At 68.0% G+C, this 21,702-nt stretch carries 25 protein-coding genes and 2 tRNA genes; 14 read left to right on the top strand and 13 right to left on the bottom strand.

Annotated elements, in window-relative coordinates; all coding sequences use genetic code 11:
• Nucleotides 1–44: 44 nt before the first annotated feature.
• Nucleotides 45–410, bottom strand: a complete 366-nt coding sequence (locus tag ASG52_RS05940; protein WP_056240372.1) for a hypothetical protein — start codon at nucleotides 408–410, stop codon at nucleotides 45–47.
• A 621-nt stretch (nucleotides 411–1,031) separates the two neighbouring features.
• Between ASG52_RS05940 and ASG52_RS05935 the strand changes: the two genes are divergently transcribed.
• From ASG52_RS05935 to ASG52_RS05890, 11 genes are all read left to right on the top strand, one after another.
• Nucleotides 1,032–1,427 carry a hypothetical protein gene (locus ASG52_RS05935; RefSeq protein WP_056240369.1) on the top strand — a complete coding sequence of 132 codons (396 nt, stop codon included), beginning with the start codon at nucleotides 1,032–1,034 and terminating at the stop codon, nucleotides 1,425–1,427.
• Nucleotide 1,428: 1 nt separating this feature from the next.
• A complete protein-coding gene (locus ASG52_RS05930; protein ID WP_056240367.1) occupies nucleotides 1,429–1,719 on the top strand; it encodes a hypothetical protein in 291 nt (96 codons plus the stop codon).
• Nucleotides 1,716–2,870 (top strand): Thoeris anti-defense Tad2 family protein, encoded by a 1,155-nt coding sequence (locus tag ASG52_RS05925; RefSeq protein ID WP_056240363.1) that lies wholly within the window; start codon nucleotides 1,716–1,718, stop codon nucleotides 2,868–2,870. Before ASG52_RS05930 ends, ASG52_RS05925 begins: the two co-directional genes overlap by 4 nt.
• Before the next feature lie 3 nt (nucleotides 2,871–2,873).
• Nucleotides 2,874–3,227, top strand: a complete 354-nt coding sequence (locus ASG52_RS05920) for a hypothetical protein (protein WP_056240360.1) — start codon at nucleotides 2,874–2,876, stop codon at nucleotides 3,225–3,227.
• Nucleotides 3,224–3,595: a hypothetical protein gene (locus tag ASG52_RS05915; protein ID WP_056240357.1), complete on the top strand. Its 372-nt coding sequence runs from the start codon at nucleotides 3,224–3,226 to the stop codon at nucleotides 3,593–3,595. Before ASG52_RS05920 ends, ASG52_RS05915 begins: the two co-directional genes overlap by 4 nt.
• On the top strand, nucleotides 3,592–3,747 hold the full coding sequence (locus ASG52_RS26920) for a hypothetical protein (protein WP_156383805.1): 156 nt from the start codon (nucleotides 3,592–3,594) through the stop codon (nucleotides 3,745–3,747). Before ASG52_RS05915 ends, ASG52_RS26920 begins: the two co-directional genes overlap by 4 nt.
• The gene (locus ASG52_RS05910) at nucleotides 3,744–4,013 is read left to right on the top strand and encodes a hypothetical protein (protein WP_056240355.1); all 270 of its coding nucleotides are present in this window, start codon (nucleotides 3,744–3,746) and stop codon (nucleotides 4,011–4,013) included. The genes ASG52_RS26920 and ASG52_RS05910 overlap by 4 nt, the downstream gene beginning before the upstream one ends.
• Nucleotides 4,003–4,341 (top strand): hypothetical protein, encoded by a 339-nt coding sequence (locus ASG52_RS05905; RefSeq protein ID WP_056240352.1) that lies wholly within the window; start codon nucleotides 4,003–4,005, stop codon nucleotides 4,339–4,341. Before ASG52_RS05910 ends, ASG52_RS05905 begins: the two co-directional genes overlap by 11 nt.
• On the top strand, nucleotides 4,334–4,762 hold the full coding sequence (locus tag ASG52_RS05900) for a hypothetical protein (RefSeq protein ID WP_056240351.1): 429 nt from the start codon (nucleotides 4,334–4,336) through the stop codon (nucleotides 4,760–4,762). The genes ASG52_RS05905 and ASG52_RS05900 overlap by 8 nt, the downstream gene beginning before the upstream one ends.
• Nucleotides 4,763–4,868: 106 nt before the next feature.
• A complete protein-coding gene (locus tag ASG52_RS28215; protein ID WP_286158956.1) occupies nucleotides 4,869–5,027 on the top strand; it encodes a hypothetical protein in 159 nt (52 codons plus the stop codon).
• Between the two features lie 20 nt (nucleotides 5,028–5,047).
• Nucleotides 5,048–6,097 (top strand): tyrosine-type recombinase/integrase, encoded by a 1,050-nt coding sequence (locus tag ASG52_RS05890; RefSeq protein WP_056240346.1) that lies wholly within the window; start codon nucleotides 5,048–5,050, stop codon nucleotides 6,095–6,097.
• A 29-nt stretch (nucleotides 6,098–6,126) separates the two neighbouring features.
• Here the strand turns inward: ASG52_RS05890 and ASG52_RS05885 are convergent.
• Nucleotides 6,127–6,200 (bottom strand) — tRNA-Cys (locus ASG52_RS05885).
• 238 nt (nucleotides 6,201–6,438) lie between these two features.
• Here ASG52_RS05885 and ASG52_RS05880 point away from each other — a divergent pair.
• Nucleotides 6,439–6,514, top strand: a tRNA-Asn gene (locus tag ASG52_RS05880).
• Between the two features lie 127 nt (nucleotides 6,515–6,641).
• Here ASG52_RS05880 and ASG52_RS05875 read toward each other — a convergent pair.
• Complete coding sequence (locus tag ASG52_RS05875; protein WP_056240343.1) at nucleotides 6,642–6,920, bottom strand: hypothetical protein; 279 nt, start codon at nucleotides 6,918–6,920, stop codon at nucleotides 6,642–6,644.
• A 107-nt stretch (nucleotides 6,921–7,027) separates the two neighbouring features.
• The gene (locus ASG52_RS05870) at nucleotides 7,028–7,819 is read right to left on the bottom strand and encodes a TSUP family transporter (protein WP_056240341.1); all 792 of its coding nucleotides are present in this window, start codon (nucleotides 7,817–7,819) and stop codon (nucleotides 7,028–7,030) included.
• 198 nt (nucleotides 7,820–8,017) lie between these two features.
• On the opposite strand from ASG52_RS05870, the gene ASG52_RS05865 reads away from it, so the two are divergent.
• The gene (locus tag ASG52_RS05865; RefSeq protein ID WP_056240338.1) at nucleotides 8,018–8,260 is read left to right on the top strand and encodes a DUF6894 family protein; all 243 of its coding nucleotides are present in this window, start codon (nucleotides 8,018–8,020) and stop codon (nucleotides 8,258–8,260) included.
• Nucleotides 8,261–8,341: 81 nt separating this feature from the next.
• Nucleotides 8,342–9,328 (top strand): DUF808 domain-containing protein, encoded by a 987-nt coding sequence (locus ASG52_RS05860; RefSeq protein WP_056240336.1) that lies wholly within the window; start codon nucleotides 8,342–8,344, stop codon nucleotides 9,326–9,328.
• A gap of 158 nt (nucleotides 9,329–9,486) precedes the next feature.
• Here the strand turns inward: ASG52_RS05860 and pyk are convergent, their stop codons facing one another.
• The 9 genes from pyk to ASG52_RS05815 form a co-directional block, all read right to left on the bottom strand.
• Complete coding sequence (pyk, locus tag ASG52_RS05855) at nucleotides 9,487–10,899, bottom strand: pyruvate kinase (RefSeq protein WP_056240334.1); 1,413 nt, start codon at nucleotides 10,897–10,899, stop codon at nucleotides 9,487–9,489.
• 52 nt (nucleotides 10,900–10,951) lie between these two features.
• A complete protein-coding gene (locus tag ASG52_RS05850; protein WP_056240331.1) occupies nucleotides 10,952–11,959 on the bottom strand; it encodes a hypothetical protein in 1,008 nt (335 codons plus the stop codon).
• An 83-nt stretch (nucleotides 11,960–12,042) separates the two neighbouring features.
• Nucleotides 12,043–12,966 carry a 2-hydroxy-3-oxopropionate reductase gene (locus ASG52_RS05845; RefSeq protein ID WP_353612459.1) on the bottom strand — a complete coding sequence of 308 codons (924 nt, stop codon included), beginning with the start codon at nucleotides 12,964–12,966 and terminating at the stop codon, nucleotides 12,043–12,045.
• Nucleotides 12,967–13,159: 193 nt separating this feature from the next.
• The gene (gene hyi / locus ASG52_RS05840; protein ID WP_056240325.1) at nucleotides 13,160–13,939 is read right to left on the bottom strand and encodes a hydroxypyruvate isomerase; all 780 of its coding nucleotides are present in this window, start codon (nucleotides 13,937–13,939) and stop codon (nucleotides 13,160–13,162) included.
• A 146-nt stretch (nucleotides 13,940–14,085) separates the two neighbouring features.
• A complete protein-coding gene (gcl, locus tag ASG52_RS05835; RefSeq protein WP_056240322.1) occupies nucleotides 14,086–15,891 on the bottom strand; it encodes a glyoxylate carboligase in 1,806 nt (601 codons plus the stop codon).
• Between the two features lie 39 nt (nucleotides 15,892–15,930).
• The gene (locus ASG52_RS05830; RefSeq protein ID WP_082552378.1) at nucleotides 15,931–16,908 is read right to left on the bottom strand and encodes a LysR family transcriptional regulator; all 978 of its coding nucleotides are present in this window, start codon (nucleotides 16,906–16,908) and stop codon (nucleotides 15,931–15,933) included.
• Nucleotides 16,909–17,010: 102 nt separating this feature from the next.
• Nucleotides 17,011–18,315, bottom strand: coding sequence for a c-type cytochrome (locus ASG52_RS05825; protein WP_056240320.1), 1,305 nt, complete (start codon nucleotides 18,313–18,315; stop codon nucleotides 17,011–17,013).
• Between the two features lie 8 nt (nucleotides 18,316–18,323).
• The gene (locus tag ASG52_RS05820) at nucleotides 18,324–18,869 is read right to left on the bottom strand and encodes a (2Fe-2S)-binding protein (RefSeq protein ID WP_056240318.1); all 546 of its coding nucleotides are present in this window, start codon (nucleotides 18,867–18,869) and stop codon (nucleotides 18,324–18,326) included.
• Nucleotides 18,866–21,697, bottom strand: coding sequence for a xanthine dehydrogenase family protein molybdopterin-binding subunit (locus ASG52_RS05815; RefSeq protein WP_056240315.1), 2,832 nt, complete (start codon nucleotides 21,695–21,697; stop codon nucleotides 18,866–18,868). Before ASG52_RS05815 ends, ASG52_RS05820 begins: the two co-directional genes overlap by 4 nt.
• Between the last annotated feature and the right edge of the window lie 5 nt (nucleotides 21,698–21,702).

Genomic DNA, 21,702 nt, shown 5'->3' with positions numbered 1-21,702 from the left:
TCATCGATAGCTTCGCGGGCGGCCTGCCGCAAGTGGCCTGCGCCTCAGGCAGCCTTCAGCGTCGCGAAGAAGGCAAAGGCCTGCCGTCCGGCCAGCAGGTCCGTCGGCGCCGACGCTACTGCTTCAGGTGTTCGGACGACCGCCGGCAGATGATGCGCGCTCTCGAAGACGCCCATCAGCTTCGATCCGAGCGCCAAGGCGATCTCACGCGAGCGCGGCCCTTCAGTCTCAGCGCTGTGCATGGCCTGCACAGCCGCCGTCAGGATCGTTTCGACACCATCGATAAGCTTGCGCGCGGCTTCTGCATCACTTCGAACGAACGCCTGCACAGAGGCGGTGTAGGCCTCTTTGAGCATGTAGAAGGCAAGCTCGTTGAGTGCGTTCTTGTCGTCGGCGGACAGGTCGGTCATCGGCGCAGCTTCCCGTACAGCGGATCATCTCGTCCTGGCAGTCACAGGAGTTGGGTCCAGCACACGAATAGCAGCAATCATAAATTGCTTGCGTGGAGCTTGCCGGAAAATTGCCGACTATCAGATGTTAACTGCTTGGCGGAACGTTCAATTCTGCCCATGAGCGCCGTCCTCTCCGCCCGCCCTGTCTCATCGCCCGGCCATCCGGCCAGCGTGGAGGCCAAGAGACATGACTAGCCCTCTGGCCATCGAAAGATTTGCAGGTAAAGCTATTTATCAGCTTCGGGGACAGCACCTCGTTGCCGATTCTCTCCAAGGTCGCGCGTTGTTTCTGGATCTGTCCATGGAGTGCTTGGACGGACACTATCCGGCACCGTCTCACGCACAGGAGGCATATTCGGCGCCTGTGAACGACTATGCTGATGCATGTCAGGCGCTTGTGACAGCGCGGGACCTACGGCTAATCCAAAATATACAAAGGACATTAAGATGCGCCCGGGCACGGGATTTACCTTCCACATACAATAACAAGGGCTCAAATTCTAATTCAGTTCCCTTTGCCTCATGCAAGAGTTTGCACGGCTTCTTCCGACCAGATTTATCGCAGCTCGGAGACACCCCATGACCTCGCGCATCCAAGAGGCGGGTGAGGGGGTGGTGCCCTCCTGCCGATATGTCCCCGCCTACCAGAGCCGCTGCGGCGCGCCCGTGGTCGAAGGCCAGTTCTGCGAGAAGCATCGGGGCATCCGCTGCGGTGTGTGCGGCGAGCAGGCCGTGACCGAGTGCAGCCACACCGGACAGTTCGTCTGCGGCACGCCGCTCTGCGACGCCTGCGAAGGCTTCACCGACGCGACTCAGCCGAACGGCAACTGGGGCTTCGCCAACCACAGCCATCGCCCCATCGTCTGCGACACCCCCCGCCCCACGAAGAGCGATGCGGATGGGGGTCGGGACACGACTTCACCGAACGACCCGTCACGCCTGAGCGCTCAGGCGCTCTCAACTGGAGCGCGCTGAGATGACCGAGACCGAGCACCTATTCCTGTGCCTCGCCGAGGAATGCGACGAGGTCGGCCAGCGCGTGATGAAGGCGCTGCGCTTCGGCCTTGCCGAGGTCCAGGCGGGCCAGCCGCTCACCAACGCGGAGCGGATCGTCGAAGAGCTGCATGACCTGATCGCGGTGGCGCGGATCCTCCACAATCACGGCGACATCGGCAACCCGATCCCGGCCGCCGAGACCGTCGCGGCGAAAGAAGCGAAGATCACGAAATACATGGCCATCGCCCGTCGCGAAGGGGTGCTGGCATGATGTCCGAGCCCCACACCCTGGAGGCCGGCGCCTCCGATCCGGTGACGATCGCTAGCCAGCTCCGGGTCATCGCGAAGCTGATAGAATACTGGCTGGACTTCGACACCGAGCAGCGCTCTCGTGAGGGTCTAGAAACCACACGCGACACTCACCTGATCGCGCCCCCGTCATGGCCGAGTCATGGCGCGCTGCGGGCCTGGGTTGGCACGTTGTCGGAAGCTTCCGCCGCCCTCGCGTCGTCCGCAGGGCCGGTGCCGGATGAGATGCGGCGAAATGTTGAGAGCTTGGTCAAGACGATCAAGGACACCATTGAGGTTTGGGATAAATACCCTGGGACTGCCGACGATGGCGCCGAAGCTCTGTGGCAAATCTTGCCGCACGTTGAACGCCTCCTCGCCACCCCGTCCGGGCGACCAGACACCCCTCCGGCCGGGGGCGGGGCGGCGGAGCAGATCGCTACTGACGATCTCGTTGACCGTTTTGCGGCGGCGCTGAAGTCGAAGCTACGCGCGTCCGAGGCAAAGTACGGCTGGCAGAACGGCTGGCTCAAGGACGATTGGGCCACCGACTGCCAACGCGATCTGTTGCGCCACGTCGGCAAGGGCGATCCGCTCGACGTGGCCGCCTACGCCGCTTTCTGCTGGCATCACGGCTGGAAAACAGCCGCCGCACCCGAGCCCGCGGCGGGCGGCGGGCGGGAGATCGTCCGACCGGCGTGGAACGACTTGTACGAAGCGGGGCGAGTTCTGATCGTTCGCTGGGAACGTGCGCCCGAGTTGCCGGAGGAGATGGAAGGCGCGCTGGCGACGTTTGAGGAGACCTGGCTGGCGCTGATGGCTGCCGGCGCCGGGATAGCCGGCAGATCGTCCGAATTCCTCGCCGCCCCGGCACACGGAAGCGCGGGCGGCGAGGGCTACGAATTCGCTCTTGCGGCGATTAAGCGGGGCGCATCCTGCCGGCGAAAAGCTTGGAAGCCCGGCAAGAGCGTTCGGCTGACTAGGCCAAAATCTCCAGCGCTCTCCTACCTTGCACTGGTCTATGACAGTGGCGTTATCACCCCTTGGACTCCGACGCGCTGCGATCAGCTTGAGGAAGATTGGATCGTTCTGCCCACCCCCGCCACGTCCTCCACTCCCGCAGAGGGGAAGTAGGCCATGGCGATTGATCTCGACGCCCTGCGGGAGGGGCTGGTCGATCAGATCGCCCGCATCATCGATCCGGACGCACACCATCTTGGCAGGCCGGAGTACTACGGCCCAGAACCAATCCTGTCCGCCCCAAGCGCTCGGGTCCGCGTCGCCCGAAGAATGGCGGGCGCCGCGCTCGATCTTCCGCAAGTCGCCGATCTCATCGCCAAGGCCGGGCGGGTCGATGCCGCGGAGAAGGAGCGGGACGAGGCGCGGGAGGAAGCTGACAACCTGCGCGAAGGCTTGGCGAGGCTGATTGCCGAGCAAGTCCGCGCCGCCCTCGCCGCCACCCAGCCCGACAGCACGGAGGGGAAGCGGTGAGCAGCATCGTTCGAGCCTGCGCGCTCCTGATCGACGCGATGAACCACGACGAGCGAGAGGCAGTCGCCGCCCATCTCGCGAGCCAAAGGGCCGCCCCACTGCCGCTGGCGAGCGATCTGCTGCGCTTCGTCGGCGGCCTCTTCAGCCCAGGTGCAGACCTGCGGGTCGGCGACATCGTGGCGGCGGCACAGGAACGCGACCCGACCGTCACGCAAAAGCAGGTCTACAACGCGCTGGGCTACCTCACCCGCCGCCACGCGATCCGACGCCTGAAGCAGGGCCGGTACGCCGCAGCCACAGCCCAGCCCGCCACCACGGAAGCGCCCGCATCCGCCGATGCCTCGACGCAGGAGGGGCAGACGCGATGAGCCCCCAAGCCGGCATCCGCAAGCTCATCGAGCAGGCCGAGGGCTGGCGCATCCAGCACGTCGCCGCCGGGCGGGGCATCGACGCCCTCGCCTGTGCCATCCGCATCAAGGCGCTGAAAGATGCGCTCGCTCTCGTGAAGGACCAGCCATGAAATGCGCTTTCTACCTCGCGGATGGCCTCACTCAGGTGGTGCTCACGCCTGAGACCAAGGCCGAGACTGCGATCCTCGATACGCTGCACGACGGCCTGCGCGAAATCACGGTCTGCAAGGGCCAGTTCGCCGAAACGCGCGGCGGCTGGCTCCGCGACTTCGGCATTGAGAGGCCGCACGACAATCACAGCACGATGTTGGTGCTCCGACCGGCGGCGCCGAAGCCTGCTGAGGTCACGCCCGCGGAGACTAGCCATGGCCAGTGAGCGCGAGACCATCGCCGAGATCGAGGCGATCCTGCGGGAGCACATCAAGCCCTGCACGATCTATCTCGCCGACACACTGGAGAACGGCGTCACCGGCATCCCCGAAGCCGCCGCCGCTATCGCCGCCCTCCGGTCGAAGGACCGCGAGCGCGAGGACGGGGCGCGGGAGGAACCCGAGTTCCGCGTCGGTCACAGCATGCTCCGCAACGTCTACCGCGGCGACGATGGGATCTTCATGGCCAGGACCGAAGCGGAGGCGGCCGAACTGGTCGCCCTTCTGAACGCCGGCCGCGCCGCTCTCGAAGAGCAGGAGGGGCGGGATGCGTGAGAAGCTGACGAACCGACTGTTTGCGAAGCGCGCCACTCTTCTCGCCGCGAACATCAGCCGATGGGCCGGCGAAACGCTGGACGAGCCGGATCAACCGATGCCCGACGAGACGCTCGCCCGGTTCATCGGCGAGGTCGCCAGAGCGACCGACAGGATGTGGCTGGAGCCCGTTGAGTGGGAGCCTGCCAGGCCAGGGCCCGACGCGCTCGGGGCCGCCTTCACCGCGCCGCGCATCAGCGTCCTGCATCCCGGCATGTATTCCGGTCGCTGCTTCGCCTGCGAGGCGCACATGGTCGCCGCCAAGCGAACGCTGCACTGTGATGATTGCGAAATCCGGCGCCGCGCGGCCGTACACGCTCGCCGTACCGCCCTCACCCAGGGATGCGGAAGAGACGAGGACGGAGGGGGTCGGGATGGGTAGGGTAAAAACCTCTCCCACGCCTCGAGACACGAGCGCCGAACTGGCTTTCCTGCCTCTCGGCCTCTCGAGAGTCGAGGCAGCCCATTACGTCGGGGTCTCTCCCGCCATGTACGACGAGATGGTCCGGGACGGGCGCATGCCGCAGCCGAAGGTCGTCAACACGCGCATCCTGTGGGATCGGCGCAAGATCGAGGCGTTCTTCGCCGCCCTGCCCGAGCGCGGCATAAACCCCGCGGAGCAAGACGGCTGGGAAGACTGGCAGTGACCCGCTTGCGACTGCGATACGTGGATCACTTCCGCGACGGGCACGGGACGGTGCGATACTATTTCCGCCGCCCCGGCGGCAAACGCACGCCGCTGCCCGGCCTGCCCGGCTCCGAGCCGTTCATGGTCGCGTATCAGGCGGCGCTGGCCATGACGACGGTCGAGAAGGTGAAGGAGCGCGGCGGGCCCGGCACCTTCGACCGGCTGCTGGCCGAGTATTTCGAGAGCGCGCAGTTCATCTCGCTCAAGGCGCCGACCCGCCGAGCCTATCGGCTGGCCTACGAGCGCCTGTTCTTGCTCGAGGACATCGGTCGCCGGCCGGTCGCTGGGATGCAGCGCGTCGTGGTCGAGCGGATCATGGCGAAGCGGGTGGATCGGCCGTCGGCGGCCAACGATGCGCTCAAGAAGCTGCGCATCCTCGTCAAGTTCGCTATCAACCGGGGCTACCGGAAGGACGACCCGACCCTCCACATCAAAAAGCTCAAGGAGGGCGAGCACCACACCTGGACCGAGCAGGAGGTCGCGGCCTTCGAAGCCCGCTGGCCCCTCGGCACGCAGCAGCGGACCCTGTTCGCCCTGTTCCTCTACACCGGCCAACGCGTGGTCGATGTCGCGCGCATGGCGTGGCGCGACGTGAGCCTGGACGGCAGATGGATCCACGTCCAGCAAGAGAAGACTGGCACGAAGCTCGAGCTACAGCTTCACCCCGATTTGCTCGAGGTGCTGGCTGCGTGGCCGAAAAACAACGGCCCCATCGTCGCGACCGCGCACGGCAAGGCCTTTTCGACCAAGGGGCTCGGCAACAAGATGGCGGACGCCATCGACGCAGCGGGTCTCTCGGACGACTGTGTGGCCCATGGGCTACGAAAGGCGGCCGCCCGTCGCCTCGCCGAGGCCGGATGCAGTCCTCACGAAATCGCGAGCATCACGGGGCACAAATCGCTGGCCGAGGTCGAGCGATACACCCGTGCGGTTGAGCAGCGGCACCTCAACAGCGTGGCAAATTCCAAGCTCGCGCCGCGCAAGGTTCCAACCCAAATCGGATCGGGCACCCAAACTGAGGAGATTTAGCTATGTTTTCAAGCAGTTTAGGTGTAAGTTGGAGGCCTCGCCCGGAATCGAACCGGGGTGCAAGGATTTGCAGTCCTCTGCGTAACCACTCCGCCACGAGGCCTCGTTCGCGGCTCGAAAGCGCGAAGCTCCGGCGGGGCGGCCGGCCCGGAGCGAGGCGTCCTTAGCAGAGCCGCGGGCCGTTCGGCAACGCCCTTTCCGGCGCGATCGTCACGGAACCGTCGTGCGGCGAGGCAACCGCGGCCATTCGCAAAAAAGCGCCGCCGGAATCGCCCGAGACCCTTGCGCCGGCAATCGAGCGAGGCTAATGACCCCCCAGCGCCGCCGAGGCGGCCGGGTGATCCCCGATAGCTCAGTTGGTAGAGCAAGCGACTGTTAATCGCTTTGTCGCAGGTTCGAGTCCTGCTCGGGGAGCCAAACCTTTCCACAATTGGACGAACGGTCGATCAGGTGCAGAGCTGCGCCGTGTGTCGTCGTCGGTCCGTCTCACGGCCAGACGTTCGGATCGTCGCGCCGGCCCTTGGTCGGCGCACTTCGCCTGCGTTCAGGCCGCCGACTCGATCGTGAATTCCATGCCTCGGCTCGGCCCCTGGTCGGCGTAGTCGGTGAGCGCCAGCCCGCGCTCGGCCAGCGTCGCCTCCACCGTGTCGCGCTGCTTGCGCACCATCTGCTCGATCGCCAGCGGCGTCAGGCGCGGGCTCGCGCGACGCAGGGCGTCGATGCCGATGCTGGCCGGCACGCCCTCGTTCTCGGCGAGGCGGGCAAGCGCCAGACCGAGGTCGCGGGCCTTGGTCTCGGCGGCGGATTTCGGCTTGAAGGCCATGGGGTTCTCCTGTTCGGGCCGATCGCGCCCCGGTCCATTCGTACTATTTTTGTTCTAGTTCTGGAAGACGGTCGGCGCGAGTCCGCGCCGCGTCGCAGCCCCGGCGATCAGCCAAAGAACCCGGCCACGGCCTGCCGCAGGGGATTGGCCGGGTTCGACAGCAGCCGCAGGGCCATCGCGCAGGCGATCACGACGAGGAGCGGGCGGATCAGCCGGGCGCCGAGGCGCACGGCGAGCGCCGAGCCGACCTGCGCCCCGATGAAGGCACCCACCGCCATGGCGAGGCCGACGGGCCAGACCACCACGCCCTGGATGGTGAACAGGGCGAGGCTGCCGATGTTGCTCGCGGCGTTCGACAGCTTGGTGTGCGCGGTCGCCCGCACCACGCCGAGGCCGAGCAGGGTCACGAAGCCGATCATGTAGAACGAGCCCGCTCCGGGACCGAACACGCCGTCGTAGAAGCCGACCGCCGGGGCGAGCGTCAGGGCGAACAGGCCGGGGCCGATCCGCGCGGTCGCGTCCTCGCTGCTCATCCGCCGGGCGGTGGCGAAGTAGAGCGCGATGCCCACGAGCAGCACCGGCACCATCGCGTCGAGCACCGGGCGCGGCAGCAGGCTGACGCAGAGCGAGCCGCCGATGGCGGCAAGGCCCGCGGCGAGCGCGGCCGGGCCGGCCTCCCGCCAGCGGATCAGGCCGCGCCGGGCGAAGGCGAGCGTCGCCGAGGTCGAGCCGGCGGTGCCCTGGAGCTTGTTGGTGGCGATCGCGCTCACCGGATCGAGCCCGGCGAGCAGGAGCGCGGGGAGCGTCATCAGCCCGCCGCCGCCCGCGATGGCATCGACCGCGCCGGCCACCACCGCGACGCCGAACAGGCCGGCGATCGTCTCGGGATCGATCACCACGCGCGCCGCGGGGTGGTCGAAGAAATTGCGGACATCGGGAGCGCCTGTTGCGGAGTATCAGGTGGGCGCCCGTCCCTAGCGGTTCGCTTGAGCCGGCACCATCCTGGCCGGCCTAGGCCATCCTGCGACCTCGCCGGCTCTGGCGACGCGCGCGCGAGGAGTGTTAATGTGGGACATAATCCCACAACCTAGCGTCACATGCCCCTATATTTTTTCGATCTTCATGACGGCACGAACTTCGTCAAGGACGAGGAGGGCTTCGACCTGGAAGGCCCCGACGCCGTGCGCGAGCGGCTCGCCCGGATCATGACCAAGGTCGTGCGCGGGGTGACGGCCTCCGACGACCGCCAGGACTTTTTCGCCATTGCCCGCGACGAGGAGGGCCGGGTGCTGTTTCGCGCCCACCTGTCCCTGGACATGGAGGCGGTGGAAAGCGCCTGAGGCCCGCGATTCGCGTAAGAGCCGCGGATCAAATCGCCCGCTCGCTCGTCTTCAGAGCGGAGCCGTGCCGGGGAGCCATCGTTGAGTATTGGACTGATCGCGCTGCTGGACGATGTCGCGGCGCTCGCCAAGATGGCCTCGGCCTCGCTGGACGACGTCGCGGGCCAAGCCGCCAAGGCCGGGGCGAAGGCCGCGGGCGTGGTGATCGACGACGCCGCGGTGACGCCGCGCTACGTCGTCGGTTTCGCCGCCGAGCGGGAACTGCCGATCGTCGGCCGGATCGCGCTGGGGTCGCTGCGCAACAAGCTGCTGTTCCTGCTGCCCGGCGCGCTGGCGCTCAGCGCCTTCGCCCCCTGGGCGATCACGCCGCTGCTCATGCTCGGTGGCGCCTACCTCTGCTACGAGGGCACCGAGAAGGTCTACGAGGCGCTGTTTCCTCACAAGGCCCACGGCCACGAGGAAGAGGTGACGAGCGGACCGGACAGCGCGATGGAGGACCGCCGGGTCGCCAGCGCCATCAAGACCGACTTCATCCTGTCCGCCGAGATCATGGCGATCACGCTCGCCGCGATACCCGAGGGCAGTTTCTGGTCCAAGGCGGCGGTGCTCGCCGTCGTGGCCATCGGCATCACCGTGGCGGTCTACGGCGCGGTCGCGCTCATCGTGAAGGCGGACGATGCCGGCATGGCGCTCGCCGCCAACACCAACCAGTCCTTCGTGGGAGGCCTCGGCCGCGGCATCGGCCGGGCGGTGGTGAAGGGCATGCCGTATCTGTTGAAAGTTCTGGCCGTGGTCGGCACCGCGGCGATGATCTGGGTCGGCGGCGGCATCCTGATCCACGGCCTCGAAGAGTACGGCGTGAAGGCGCCGGCCCACGTGATCCACGACGCGGCGGCCTCGGTGGCGGGCCTCGTCCCGGCGGCTCACGGCTTCGTCGAATGGCTCGTGACCGCCGCCGCTTCCGGCCTCGTCGGCCTCGCCGTCGGTGCGCTGCTGATCCCGGTGACGAGCTACGTCATCGCGCCGACGTGGAATGCCGTGGCGGGGCTGCGGCAGAAGGCGGCCTGATCCTTCCCATTCCAACCCCCCTCATCCTGAGGTGCCCGCGCAAGCGGACTTCGAAGGATGGCTCCAGCTCGCTCAGCGATCGGAGAAGCCCTCCCTTGAGGCTGCGCCTTCGGCTCCGCACCTCAGGATGAGGGTGAGGGTTGGAGCGGGGGCGTTCCTCAGACCTGAATCACCCGGATGTTGTTGGTGTTGCCGACCGTGTGGAACGGGATGCCGGCCGCCGCCACGATCATGTCGTGCTCCTTCGCAAAACCCTCCTCGCGAGCGTGGCGGGCGGCCTCGTTCGTCATCTCCTCATAGGAATCGACGTCGGCCGTGTGGACGCTGTGCGTGCCCCAGAGCAGGCTGAGGCGCCGCGAGGTGGCGCGGCTCGGGGTCAGCGCCAGGATCGGAACCGCCGGGCGCTTGCGGGCCACCCGCGCCGCGGTCGTGCCGCTGGTGGTGTAGGCGGCGATCGCGCGGGCCTGGATCGCCTCGGCGAGGACCGCGGTCGCGGTCGCGACGGCGTGGGGCGGGGTCTCCTCCTCGCCGGGCTCGGAGGCCGCGACGATGGAGCGATAGAGCTTGTGCCCCTCTACTGATCGGATGATGCGGTCCATCATCGCCACCGCCTCGACCGGATAGCGGCCGGTGGCCGATTCCGCCGAGAGCATCACCGCGTCCGCCCCGTCGTAGATCGCGGTCGCCACGTCCGAGGCCTCGGCGCGGGTGGGCGCGGGGGCGGCGACCATCGAGTCGAGCATCTGGGTCGCCACAACCACAGGCTTCACCGCGAGCCGGCAGGCGCGGATCAACTCCTTCTGGCGGCCGGGCACATCCTCGTGCGGAATCTCGACGCCGAGATCGCCGCGGGCGACCATCACGGCATCCGACAGGCGGATGATGTCTTCGATCCGGTCGAGCGCCTGCGGCTTCTCGATCTTCGACATGATGCCGGCCCGGTCGCCGATCAGGCCGCGCGCCTCCAGCACGTCGGAGGGCGTCTGCACGAAGGAGAGCGCCACCCAATCGACGCCGAGTTCGAGGCCGAAGGCGAGGTCGGCGCGGTCCTTTTCCGTGAGCGGCGAGAGGTCGAGGAGCGTGCCCGGCAGGTTCACGCCCTTGCGGTTCGAGATCACCCCCGCGGTGACGACCTCGGCCTCGATCGCCTGCGCCTCGACGCCGACGACGCGTACCCGCACCCGGCCGTCGTCGATCAGCAGATCCTGGCCCGGCACCACGGCGGCGAAGATCTCGGGGTGGTGCAGTGGGATCGCGTCCTTGCCGCCCTCATTCCCTTCGAGGACGAAGCGCACCCGCTCGCCCGCATTCAGGTCGAGCCGTCCGTCGCGCACCGTGCCGACGCGGATTTTTGGGCCCTGCAGATCCTGCAGGATGCCGATGGGGCGCCCGACCTCGGCCTCCAACGCACGGATGGCGGCGTGAACCCTGGCGTGGTCGGCCTGGACGCCGTGGCTGAAGTTGAGGCGGAAGGTGTCGACGCCGGCCAGGAACAAGGCTTTCAGCATCTCCGGCGAGTGGGTCGCCGGGCCGACGGTGGCGACGATCTTGGCGTAGCGGTGACGGCGCATGGTTCGCTCGGCCGGTGGGCCGCCTCTCGCGATGATGACGTGGTCGGGCGTCTCAGAACACGTGAAACGACACGCCCGCCAAAAAGCTCTTCTCTTCCGTGCCCTTGAAGTCGACGCGCTCGATGTTGCCGAACTTGTTGTGCCAGTACTGGAAGCCGATGAAGGCATCGACCCGGTTGGGCTGATCGTAGAACAGTTGGCCGAGATCGAGCACGAGGTTGGTGCGCGACAGGAATTCGAGGCCGGTCTTCGGGTTGAAGGCGAAGGCCGCTGGATTGGTCACGCCGCGGCCCTTTGGCAGGACGACGTTGTTGAAGCCCGCGATCCGCAATGGCAGGCCGGTGAAGGTCAGCGGGAAGCTGTAGACGAGTTCGAACTCCGGCACCGTGTCGAAGCTCACCGAGCGGTCGGTGCCGAGGTTGAAGCCGTTGCGGTTCCATTCCTTGTAGGCGTGGACCGACAGGTTGAGGAAGCCCGCGGGCACGTCGAAGGCGAAGTTCAGCCCGCCGACCACGTCGCGCTTCTTCGGGCCGAACGGCGAGTTCTGGGCGTTGGCGTCGAAGCCGTAGGACAGCGACACGTCCTTCACGATCCCGGGGATCGTGAAGGCCTTGGTGCCTGAGAGCGCGTTGAGGCTGAGCGTGCCGCGGTAGAGGCCGTAGGCTTCGGTGTTGCCGTAATCGTAGGCCGCGAAGCCCCCCGGCGCATTGGTGGTGCCGGCCGGGAATTGCGAGCCCGATTTCAGGATGTCGAGGGCGAAGAAGTTGGTGCCGTAGGCCCAGGCGTCGGCATGGGCGATCCCGAGGATGTGCTTGGGCGCGTCCCGGTTGCGAAAACTCCCGTCGGCCTCGCGCACCTGGCTGCCGGGATTGGCCGAGGGGTACTGATAACGGTAGCTGATCTGCGTGTCGCTGAAGACGAAGAACGGGATTTCCTTCACCGGCCGCGCGTCGGGCGGCACGATTCCTGAGGGGAGATCGGCGGCCCAGGCCTGACCTGTCACGCCGTGCCAGACCGGTAGAAGCGCGAGCGAAGCGGCGACGAGCCATCGTGCGAGCATGAAATCCCCCCTCGTTTGCGCCGGCTTTTGCCGGTCCCCCTCCCCCATCGAGCGGCGTCGTCACGCCGCCCGATGGGTCTCGATCACTTGCCTTGGCCGATTTCGTGCGCGGCCATCCGCTCCAGTGCGCGCACCATCGCCGAATGGTCCTGATCGCCGCCGCCGTTCGCCGCGCAGGCGTTGAACAGCTCCAGCGCGGTCGCGGTGTTGGGCAGGGCCACGCCGAGGGTGCGCCCGCCCTGGAGCGCAAGTCCGAGATCCTTGCGGTGCAGGTCGATCCGGAAGCCCGGATCGAAGGTCCGCTTCACCATCCGCTCGCCGTGGACTTCGAGGATGCGCGAGGCGGCAAAGCCCCCCATCAAGGCCTCGCGGACGCGGGCCGGATCGGCGCCCGCCTTGGAGGCGAAGACCAGCGCCTCGCCGACCGCCTCGATGGTGAGCGCGACGATGATCTGGTTGGCGACCTTGGTGGTCTGGCCGTCGCCATTGCCGCCCACCAGCGTGATGTTCTTGCCCATCGCTTCGAACAGGGGTTTGGCCCGCGCGAAGGCGTCTTCCGGCCCGCCAACCATGATGGTGAGGCTGCCGGCCTTTGCCCCGACCTCGCCGCCGGAGACCGGCGCGTCGAGATAAGCCGCGCCCAGTTCGTTGATGCGCTGAGCGAAGCCCCGCGTGGCGATCGGGTCGATCGAGCTCATGTCGATCACGATCTTTGAGCCGCTCAGGCCCTCGGCGATGCCGTCGGCGCCAAACAGCACCTCGGCCACCTGCGGCGTGTCGGGCAGCATGGTGATGACGATGTCGGCCCGCTCGGCGACTTCACGGGCGGAGGTGCAGGCTGTGCCGCCGGCCGCGATCAGCTCGGCCGGCACCTCACGGCGGCTCTTGAGGAAAAGCGTGTGCCCGGTCTTGATCAGGTTCTCTGCCATGGGCCGGCCCATGATGCCGAGTCCGATGAATCCGATGGTCGCCATGTGATGTGTCCTTGGAGTGAGGGGCGGCTCCAGGCCGCGTCGAGGCCAGCCGTGCAATGCGGCGGCTTCTCCCACCCACTTCCCTCATCCTGAGGTGCCGCGGAGCGGCCTCGAAGGAGAACTCCTGAACGCGCGCGCTACGCTGGAGCCCTCCTTCGAGGCTTCGCTTCGCTGCGCACCTCAGGATGAGGGGGAGTGGGCGGGGAAGAGCCGGTGGAAAGGGCGCTCAGCCTCGATACGGCGCGAACCAGCTCAGGCCGTCGCTCGTGGTGGTGGCCGGGCGGTATTCGCAGCCGATCCAGCCGCGGTAGCCGATGGCGTCGAGGTGGTTGAACAGGAACGGATAGTTGATCTCGCCGGTGCCGGGCTCGTGGCGGCCGGGATTGTCGGCGAGCTGGATGTGGGCGATGCGCGGCAGGTTCGCTTCGATGGTTCGGGCGAGGTCGCCCTCCATGATCTGCATGTGATAGATATCGTACTGCACGAACAGGTTGTCGGAGCCGACTTCCTCGATCAGCGCCGCGGCCTGAGCTGTATTCGTCAGGAAGAAGCCGGGAATGTCGCGGGTGTTGATCGGCTCGATCAAGAGGCGGATGCCGGCCTTCTTCAGCTCCCCTGCCGCGAAGGCGAGGTTTTCTCGGAAAGTATCGTGCAGGCGGGCGCGCTCGATGTCTTCCGGCGCGATGCCGGCGAGGCAGTTGATCTGCGCGCAGCCGAGCGTGCCGGCATAGTCGATGGCCCGGGCCACGCCCTCGCGGAACTCCGCCCGGCGCTCGGCCAGCACGGCGATGCCGCGCTCGCCCGCCGCCCAGTCGCCCGCGGGTAAGTTGTGTAGCGCGAGCGTGAGTTCGTGGCGCACGAGGCGTTCGTGGATCGCTTCTTTGCCGAAGTCATAGGGGAACAGGAACTCGACGCCGCGAAAGCCGGCGCGGGCGGCCTGTTCGAAGCGGTCGAGGAAGGCGTGCTCGTTGAAGAGCAAGGTGAGGTTGGCAGCGAAATTGGGCATGGTTCGGCTCTCGTTGTCTTCGTCGCACTGGCGCCGTCATTCCGGGGCTCGCCGCAGGCGAGAACCTGGAATCCAAGGTCCAGCGCTACGCCCAATCATGGATTCCGGATTCCGCTTCGCGGCCCCGGAATGACGGTGGTGGGTTTTTAGGCCGCGACGGGCGCGGGAAGCATCTGGCTGGACTTCAGCGACAGCTCGGGGTCGAGGCATAGAATCTCCTCGAACTCGTTGATGCCGTCGACCTCGGTGCCCATGCTGATGTTGGTGACGCGCTCCAAGATGAATTCGAGCACGACCGGGACCTGATGCTCCGCCATCAGTGCCTCGGCGCGGGCGAAGGCGTCCTTGAACTCGTTGGGGCTCTTCACCCGGATCGCCTTGCAGCCGAGCCCTTCCGCGACCGCGACGTGATCGACGCCGTAGCCGGGCACCGCATCGCCCTCGGGCCGCGCGTTGATGTTGTCGAAGGCGAGGCTCACCTCGAAATCCATCCCGAAGCCGCGCTGCGACTGCCGGATCAGGCCGAGATACGAGTTGTTCACGACGACGTGGAGGTAGGGCAGCTTGTGCTGCGCCCCGACCGCCAGCTCCTCGATCAGGAACTGGAAGTCGTAATCGCCCGACAGCGCGACGATCTTGCGGTCCGGGTCGGCGGCGCGGACGCCGAGCGCCGCGGGCAGCGTCCAGCCGAGCGGGCCGGCCTGCCCGCAATTGATCCAATGGCGCGGATGGTGGACGTGCAGGAACTGCGCGCCCGCGATCTGCGACAGGCCGATAGTGGTGACGTAGCAGACGTCGCGCCCGAGCGCCTCGTTCATCTCCTGATAGACCCGCTGGGGCTTCAGCGGCACCTGATCGAAGTGTGACTTGCGCAGCATCGCCCGCTTGCGATGAGCGCAGGAAGACGCCCAGACGGCGCGGTCGCGCAGCTCTTCGCGAGCCTTCAGGTCGCGGGCCACCGCGATGAACTCGCGGAGCGCCGCGCCGGCATCCGAGACGATACCCAGATCGGGGCCGAACACGCGGCCGATCTGGGTCGGCTCGATATCGACGTGAACGAAGGTGCGGCCCTTGGTGTAGACCTCGACCGAGCCGGTGTGGCGGTTGGCCCAGCGGTTGCCGATGCCGAGCACGAAATCGGATTCGAGGAAGGTGCGGTTGCCGTAGCGGTGGCTTGTCTGAAGCCCGACCATGCCGGCCATGAGCGGATGATCGTCGGGGATCGCGCCCCAGCCCATCAGGGTCGGGATGACGGGCACGCCCGTCAACTCGGCGAACTCGACCAGGAGTTCGCAGGCATCCGCGTTGACGATGCCGCCGCCGGCGACGATCAGCGGGCGCTCCGCCGCCTGGAGCATGGCGATCGCGCGCTCGGCCTGACGGCGCGAGCAGGCGGGCTTGTAGGGCGTCAGCGGCTCGTAAGCCTCCGCGTCGAACTCGATCTCGGCGACCTGAACGTCGATCGGCAAATCGATCAGAACCGGGCCGGGGCGCCCGGAGCGCATCAGGTGGAACGCTTGGCTGAAGACCTGCGGGACCAGCGCAGGCTCGCGGACCGTGACGGCCCACTTGGTGACGGGCTTGGCGATCGACTCGATGTCGACGGCCTGAAAATCCTCCTTGTGGAGCTTCGCCCGCGGGGCCTGTCCGGTGATGCACAGGATCGGGATCGAGTCGGCCGAGGCCGAGTAGAGCCCGGTGATCATGTCGGTGCCGGCCGGCCCGGACGTGCCGATGCACAGGCCGATATTGCCGGCCTTGGCCCGCGTGTAGCCTTCGGCCATGTGCGAGGCGCCCTCGACGTGGCGGGCGAGCACGTGCCGGATCGTGCCCCGCGCCCGCAGCGCCGAATAGAGCGGGTTGATCGCGGCGCCGGGAACGCCGAAGGCACAGGTCACGCCCTCGCGTTCCAGGACGAGAACCGCGGCATCGATCGCGCGCATCTTGGGCACGGTGTCCTCCAGAGTTTTTTGTGACGGTTTGTTTTTACTCTAATTGGATTGATCGCTGAAGACCGGTAGTTCGATTTGATTTATTCCGCCTGAGAATATCTGAGTATTGCCGTCCCGCTCCTGCCACCACGCCCCGCGCAGGCGCGGCGCGAGGTGGCGGATCAGCGCGGTGACCTTGCGCGGCACGAGCTTGGGCGAGGGGAACACCGCGTAGAGTTCCTGATCGGGCAGGACGTATCCAGGCAGGCACTCGGCGAGTTCGCTGGCCTGGAGCGCGCCCTGCGCGACGTAGCGGGGCAGGATCGCCACGCCGAGGCCGGAGCGCGTCGCCGAGAGCAGCGTCGGCAGGTTGTTGGAGCGTAGGCAGCCGCGCACGCTCGCCGCATGGGTGCGCCCGTCGGTACTGCGCATCTGCCAGACGGCGTCGCCCTGGACGCTCGAATAGACGATGCAATCGTGTCCGCCGAGATCGTCCGGCGTGGTGAGCGGCTTGGCGCGGGCGAGGTAGGCGGGGGCGGCCACCATCACCCACGGGTTGGCGCCGAGATAGCGCCCGCCGAGCGAGGAATCGGTGAGCCGACCCATGCGGAGCGCCACGTCGATGCCCCGCGCGATGAGATCGACGTAGGAATCCTCGCAGGTGAGATCGACCTTGAGGCGCGGGTTGGCCGCGATGAACGGCAGCAGCATCGGCCCGAGCACCGCCTCGCCGAAGGCGACGGAAGTGGAGATGCGCAGGGTGCCGTCGAGTTCGGCGTCGTGGCGCCGCACCAGCCCTTCGGCCTCCTCGATCTGGCGCAGGATGGCGCGGCAGGTCTCGTAATAGAGCTTGCCCGCCTCGTTGAGGGTGAGGCCGCGGGTGTTGCGGTTGATCAGCCGGGTGCCGAGCCGATTTTCCAGCCATGCCACCGTCTTGGTGACGGTGGATTGGGCGATCTCCAGATCCTCGGCGGCGCGGGAGAAGCTGTTCAGCTCCGCCACGCGGACGAAGACGCGCATGCCGGTCAGTTGGTCCATGGCGCGGGCTCCAGCGTGAACGGGCGGGCGCCCCCCTCTCCCCGCACGTGGGGAGAGGGGATGCGCACCGGTCGGGTTGAAGCGTTTGGGACCGGCATCGCCCTAATCACCCGCCGCATGCCGCGTGGTCAGCGTCGCCCGCACCGCCGCCACGTCCCGCGTCTGCACCGTCGGCGCCTGTCCGCCCCACTCCGCCCGCATCCAGTTCGTCAGGTCGGCCATCGCGGCGTCGTCGAGGTCGGCGGCAAAGCTCGGCATCGCCTCCATGCGCTCGCCGTCGGGAAAACTCTGGGCCGGCAGGCCGGCGAGCACGGCGCGGACGAACCCTGAGGGGCTGGCAGTCCGCAGCGAGGCGTTGCCGCGCATCGCCACCGAGACGTGGGGAATGCCCTCCCCCATCGCGCCGTGGCAGCCGGCGCAGAGGCCGGCATAGGTCGCCTGCGCCCGCGCCGCGACATCCGCCGCCACCGGTGCTGGTTCGGGCAGAACGGCGGGTGCTTCGTCAGTCAAAGCATCGCGGTCGAAGAAGTAGGCGGCCATCGCCAGGAGGTCGGCCCGGTCCATGTGGCGGGTCGAAAAATGCACCACGTCGAACATCTGGTGCGTGGCCGCGCCCTGCGCCGAGAGGCCCGAGCCCATGAAGGTCGCGAGGCTCGCGGCTGAAAAGCCCATGTGGGTCAGGCCGGCGGGGGTGATGTCGGGCGCTTCCAGCCCCTCGATCACCGCGCCGGTCAGCGCCTTGCTGGTGCGCAAGCCCTGGGTGAGGTCGCGCGGGGTGTGACACTCGCCGCAATGGCCGAGCGCTTCCGTGACGTAACGACCTCGGTTCCACAGTTCGGAGCGTTCAGGATTGGGCTCTGCGACTGAGGCGGGAAGGTTCAAGAAATTCCAGGCGGCCAGCGTCCAGCGCTGGTCGAACGGGAAGGCGAGGCCGTTCTTGGCGTTGCCCACCGGCATCGGTGTGCGGGTGGTCATGTAGGCGAAGAGCGCATCGACGTCGCCCTCGGTCATGCCGCGATACGAGGTGTAGGGCATCGCCGGGTAGAGATGGCGCCCGCCCGGCGCGATGCCGTCGCGCAGCGCCCGGTGGAATTCGGCCCGACTCCAGCCGCCGATGCCCTCGCGGCTCGGCGAGATGTTGGTGGCGTGGATCACGCCGAAGGGCGTCTCGAACGGCATGCCGCCGGCCCAGGGTGCCCCGCCGCGGGCCGTATGGCAGGCATAGCAATCGGCCGCCGCGGCGACCTTTGCGCCTTGGGGCGCCAGGGCCTTGATCTGTTCGGCGGTCAGCGGCGTCTCGACGGTGCGGGAGACGACGCTGCGGTTGAGCGCGCCGGAGAAGACGAGGCCGGCGAGCGCGGTGCCGCCGATGGCGAGGCCGGCGAGAGTCAGAAGAAATGTGCGCATCGGCGGCCTCACGCGGTCACGAGGCCGGGGGTGGCGAGCACGAGGTCGCGCACCGCCGTATGGTAGCGGACGTAGCCGGTGCAGCGGCAGATGTGCGGGTCGAGCGCTTCGCTGACGACGCGTTCCACCGCCTCGCGCGGCACGGGTGCCGCCCTCAGCCGCTCGATCAGCACGGTCGCGGCCGTGACGAAGCCCGGCGTGCAGTAGCCGCACTGGAACGCGAAGCCTTCGACGAAGGCCTGCTGCACCGGCGAGAGCGTGAGGCTGCCGTCGGCGTTCTGCCGGGCATGGCCCTCGACGGTGCGGACCGTCTTGCCCTCGAACCAGTGGGCGCCGGTGATACAGGTGCGGACTTCCCGCGGCAGCTTGCCCGGTTCCTCGACCATCACGGTGCAGGCGTTGCAGATGCCCTGGCCGCAGCCCATGCGGGCCCCGGTGAGGCCGAGCCACTCGTGCAGGAATTCCTGCATCGAGACGCCTTGCGGCACCGGCATCGAGACCGGCTTGCTGTTGACGGTGAGCGAGAGAGTCTGGGGTTTCGGCAGGGCGGTCATGCCAGCACCTCGCGGATGTGCTCGGGGCGGATGGGCAGGTCGTGGAAGCGGTAACCGATGGCGTGCGCCACCGCGTTGGCGAGCGCGGGCACGACCGCGATCATCACCACCTCGGCGATGCCCTTCGGCGGATCGGTCTCGGAGAGCGGGGGGAGGATCTCGACGGTCTGGTTCCAGACCGCGACGTCCTTCGCGCGCGGCAGCTCGTAGCGGTTCCAGTTCCACGTTCCGTCGCCGGGCCCGTCTTCGTAGAGCGGCAGGAACTCCTTCAGCGCGTGGCCGATGCCCATGGCGAGCCCGCCCTGAATCTGGCCCGAGACCAGTTCGGGCACGATCTGACGCCCGCATTCGAGGATCGAGTGGTGCGAGAGGATCGTCACCGTGCCGCTGCCGGTATCGACGGCAACCTCGGCCAGCGTCGCCATCGGCGCGTAGTAGGTGGTGCCGACGTTGTTGCGCTGGGTCGGCGGATAGAACACCGCCGACCGCTCGACGAAATGCCAGCCGCCGGTGGTCATCAGGGCCTGCCGCTCCGGCGAGGCGCCTGCGCCGTAGCGCAGCGCCAGGGCGTCGATGGGCAGCCGGGTACGGCCCGTCCCCGGAAGCTCGAACTCGGCTTCCGTCCATTGCCAGCGGTTGAAGGTGTGGAGCGTGACCCCGACCGGCAGGCCGAGCCGGTGGGCCTCCGCCGCCACTGCCTCAAGCTTCAGCGGCGGCAGGCCCGCGCCCGAGACTTTGCCATCGGCGAGCCGAAGCTCGTCCGGGCGCATGGTGTGGTACGAGGCGAGCGCCCCACCGCCGAAGCCTTGGCCCCAGAGCGAGCGGGCGGCCGGCCAGAGGGCGTGATCGCGCAAGATGCGGGCGGCGCTGCGCGTGGCGTGGCCGAGGTAGTAGGCCGAGTTGGTCGCGCTCATCGGCGAGGTGAAGCGCGGCGTCCAGCGCGGGTTCTTCGAGAGCCGGTCCTCTTCGGCCTGCGGCGTGGTGTAGGGCTGGTCGGTGGTCTCCAGCGGCATCTGCGGCCAGCGCACGACGCCGAACTCGGTCGTCTCCGGCACGCGACCCAGAATCTCACCGACCATCACGGCCTGCGAGGTGGTGACGCCCGGCCCCATCTCGTGGGCGACGTGGCGGAGCGTCAGCCGGCCTTGGCCGTCGATCTCGAGCGAGGCGAGCGCGGCTTCGGCGCCGGTGCCGTAATCCTTGTGGACCTGGGCGAAGCCGACGCCGTAGCGCTTGCCCGGATGCGCGGCCTCGTAGGCCGCCTTCTTCGCCTGCCGCTCGCGCCAGAGCGGATGCGCGGCGGCTTTTTCGAGGATTTCGTCGTTGCGGAGCGCACCCGCCGGCACCGCGCCCTGGCTGTTGCGCTGGCCCGAGCGGAACACGTTGGCGAGCCGCAATTCGATCGCGTCGCGGCCCAGCAGCTCGGCCGCCTCGTCCACCAGCATCTCGGTGGCCGACATGGTCTGAAGCGTGCCGTAGCCCCGCGTCGAGCCGGCCTCGACGGCGCGCGAGGCGAGCGCCACCGCCTGGAAGTCGGATTTCGGCAGATAGTAGATCGACTGCGCCGCGGTGGCGCCGACGAACGACACCGACATCGAGAAGTTGGGGCGCCCGCCCCCGTCGCACACGTAACGCCCGGTCATCGCCCGGAACCGGCCGCTGGCGCGGTCGATCATCAGGGCGGTGTCCATGGTGAAGCTGTGGCGCTTCAGGCCGTTTTGGAACTGCTCGAACCGGTCGTTGGCGAGCCGCACCGGCCGTCCCCCGCCGTAGAGCCCGGCGAGCACGCAGAGCAGAGGATGGAGGTGGTGGTCCTTCGTGCCGTAGCCGACGGTGTATCCGGCCTTCAGGTCGATCTCGGAGACGGCGAAGCGCGAGGCCTTCACCAGCGCGGCGGCCTGCTCGGCCACCTCGTAGGGGCCTTGCGTCGCCATCATCAGGTGGAGCGTGCCGCTGTTCGCGTCGTACCAGACGTTGCCGTTGTCGGCCTCCATCGCCGAGGCATCGACGGATTGCGAGAAGTAGGAGCGTTTGAGGACGAGCGCGTCGTCCCCCGCCGCTGCGATCTCGGCGGCGATGCTTTCAGCCGCCGCCATGCCGCGGGCCGCCGGACCCTCGGTGCCAGCGGCGGGCCAAGCCGGCTCGTCGCCCTTGAAACCGGTGAAGATGGGGGCATCGCGAAACGGCGAGAAGCGGTCCTCGGCCTCGGGACTCTCGCCCTCGATCCGCACCCAGCGCGTCGCGCCGTAATGCGCAGGTGCGGCGTAGGCGGTGGTCTCGCCGTAGCGCACCACGTCCTCGTTGAAGCGCAAAGCGCGCTTGGCCGCCGCGCAGCGCGGGTAGTCGTGGTAGATCAGCAGCGCCACCGGCTGGCCGAGCAGCCGCGGGGTCTCGCCCTTGGGCACCAGGAAGCGGTCGCCGAAGAAGTCGGCATGCGGCGGCACGGCGAGCCCGTCGGCGACGAGATCCTCGTGCAGCACCAGCCGGTCGGGCTGGAGCCCTTCGCCGAGCCTCGAGAGGTCGAGCCCCTCGAAGCGTCGATCCGCCTTGGTCGCGGCGATCAGGAAGGCGTGGGCCTGATTGTCGGGCCAGCCGGCGATGTCGCGGGCGCGGTAATCGCGGGTGAAGGTCTTGGCGCCGGTGACCTTCGCGACGGCGTCGAGCCGGGTGCGGGGCTTGCCACCCGCGATCCAGCCGGGGCCGGGCGACGCCTCGACGAGGCGGGCCTCCGCGGTGCCGCGCAGCAGCGACACCTTGATGGCGATGCCGGCCGCCGCGCTTCCCCGCAGGAAGCCCCGGCGCGACAGGTTGGGGGTCGAGGCTTCCATCGTCC

It is taken from the genome of Methylobacterium sp. Leaf456 (genome assembly GCF_001425465.1).
Taxonomy (GTDB): Bacteria; Pseudomonadota; Alphaproteobacteria; order Rhizobiales; family Beijerinckiaceae; genus Methylobacterium.
The sequence above is the reverse complement of the archived record's forward strand: the minus strand, read 5'-3'. Positions and strand labels throughout refer to the sequence as shown.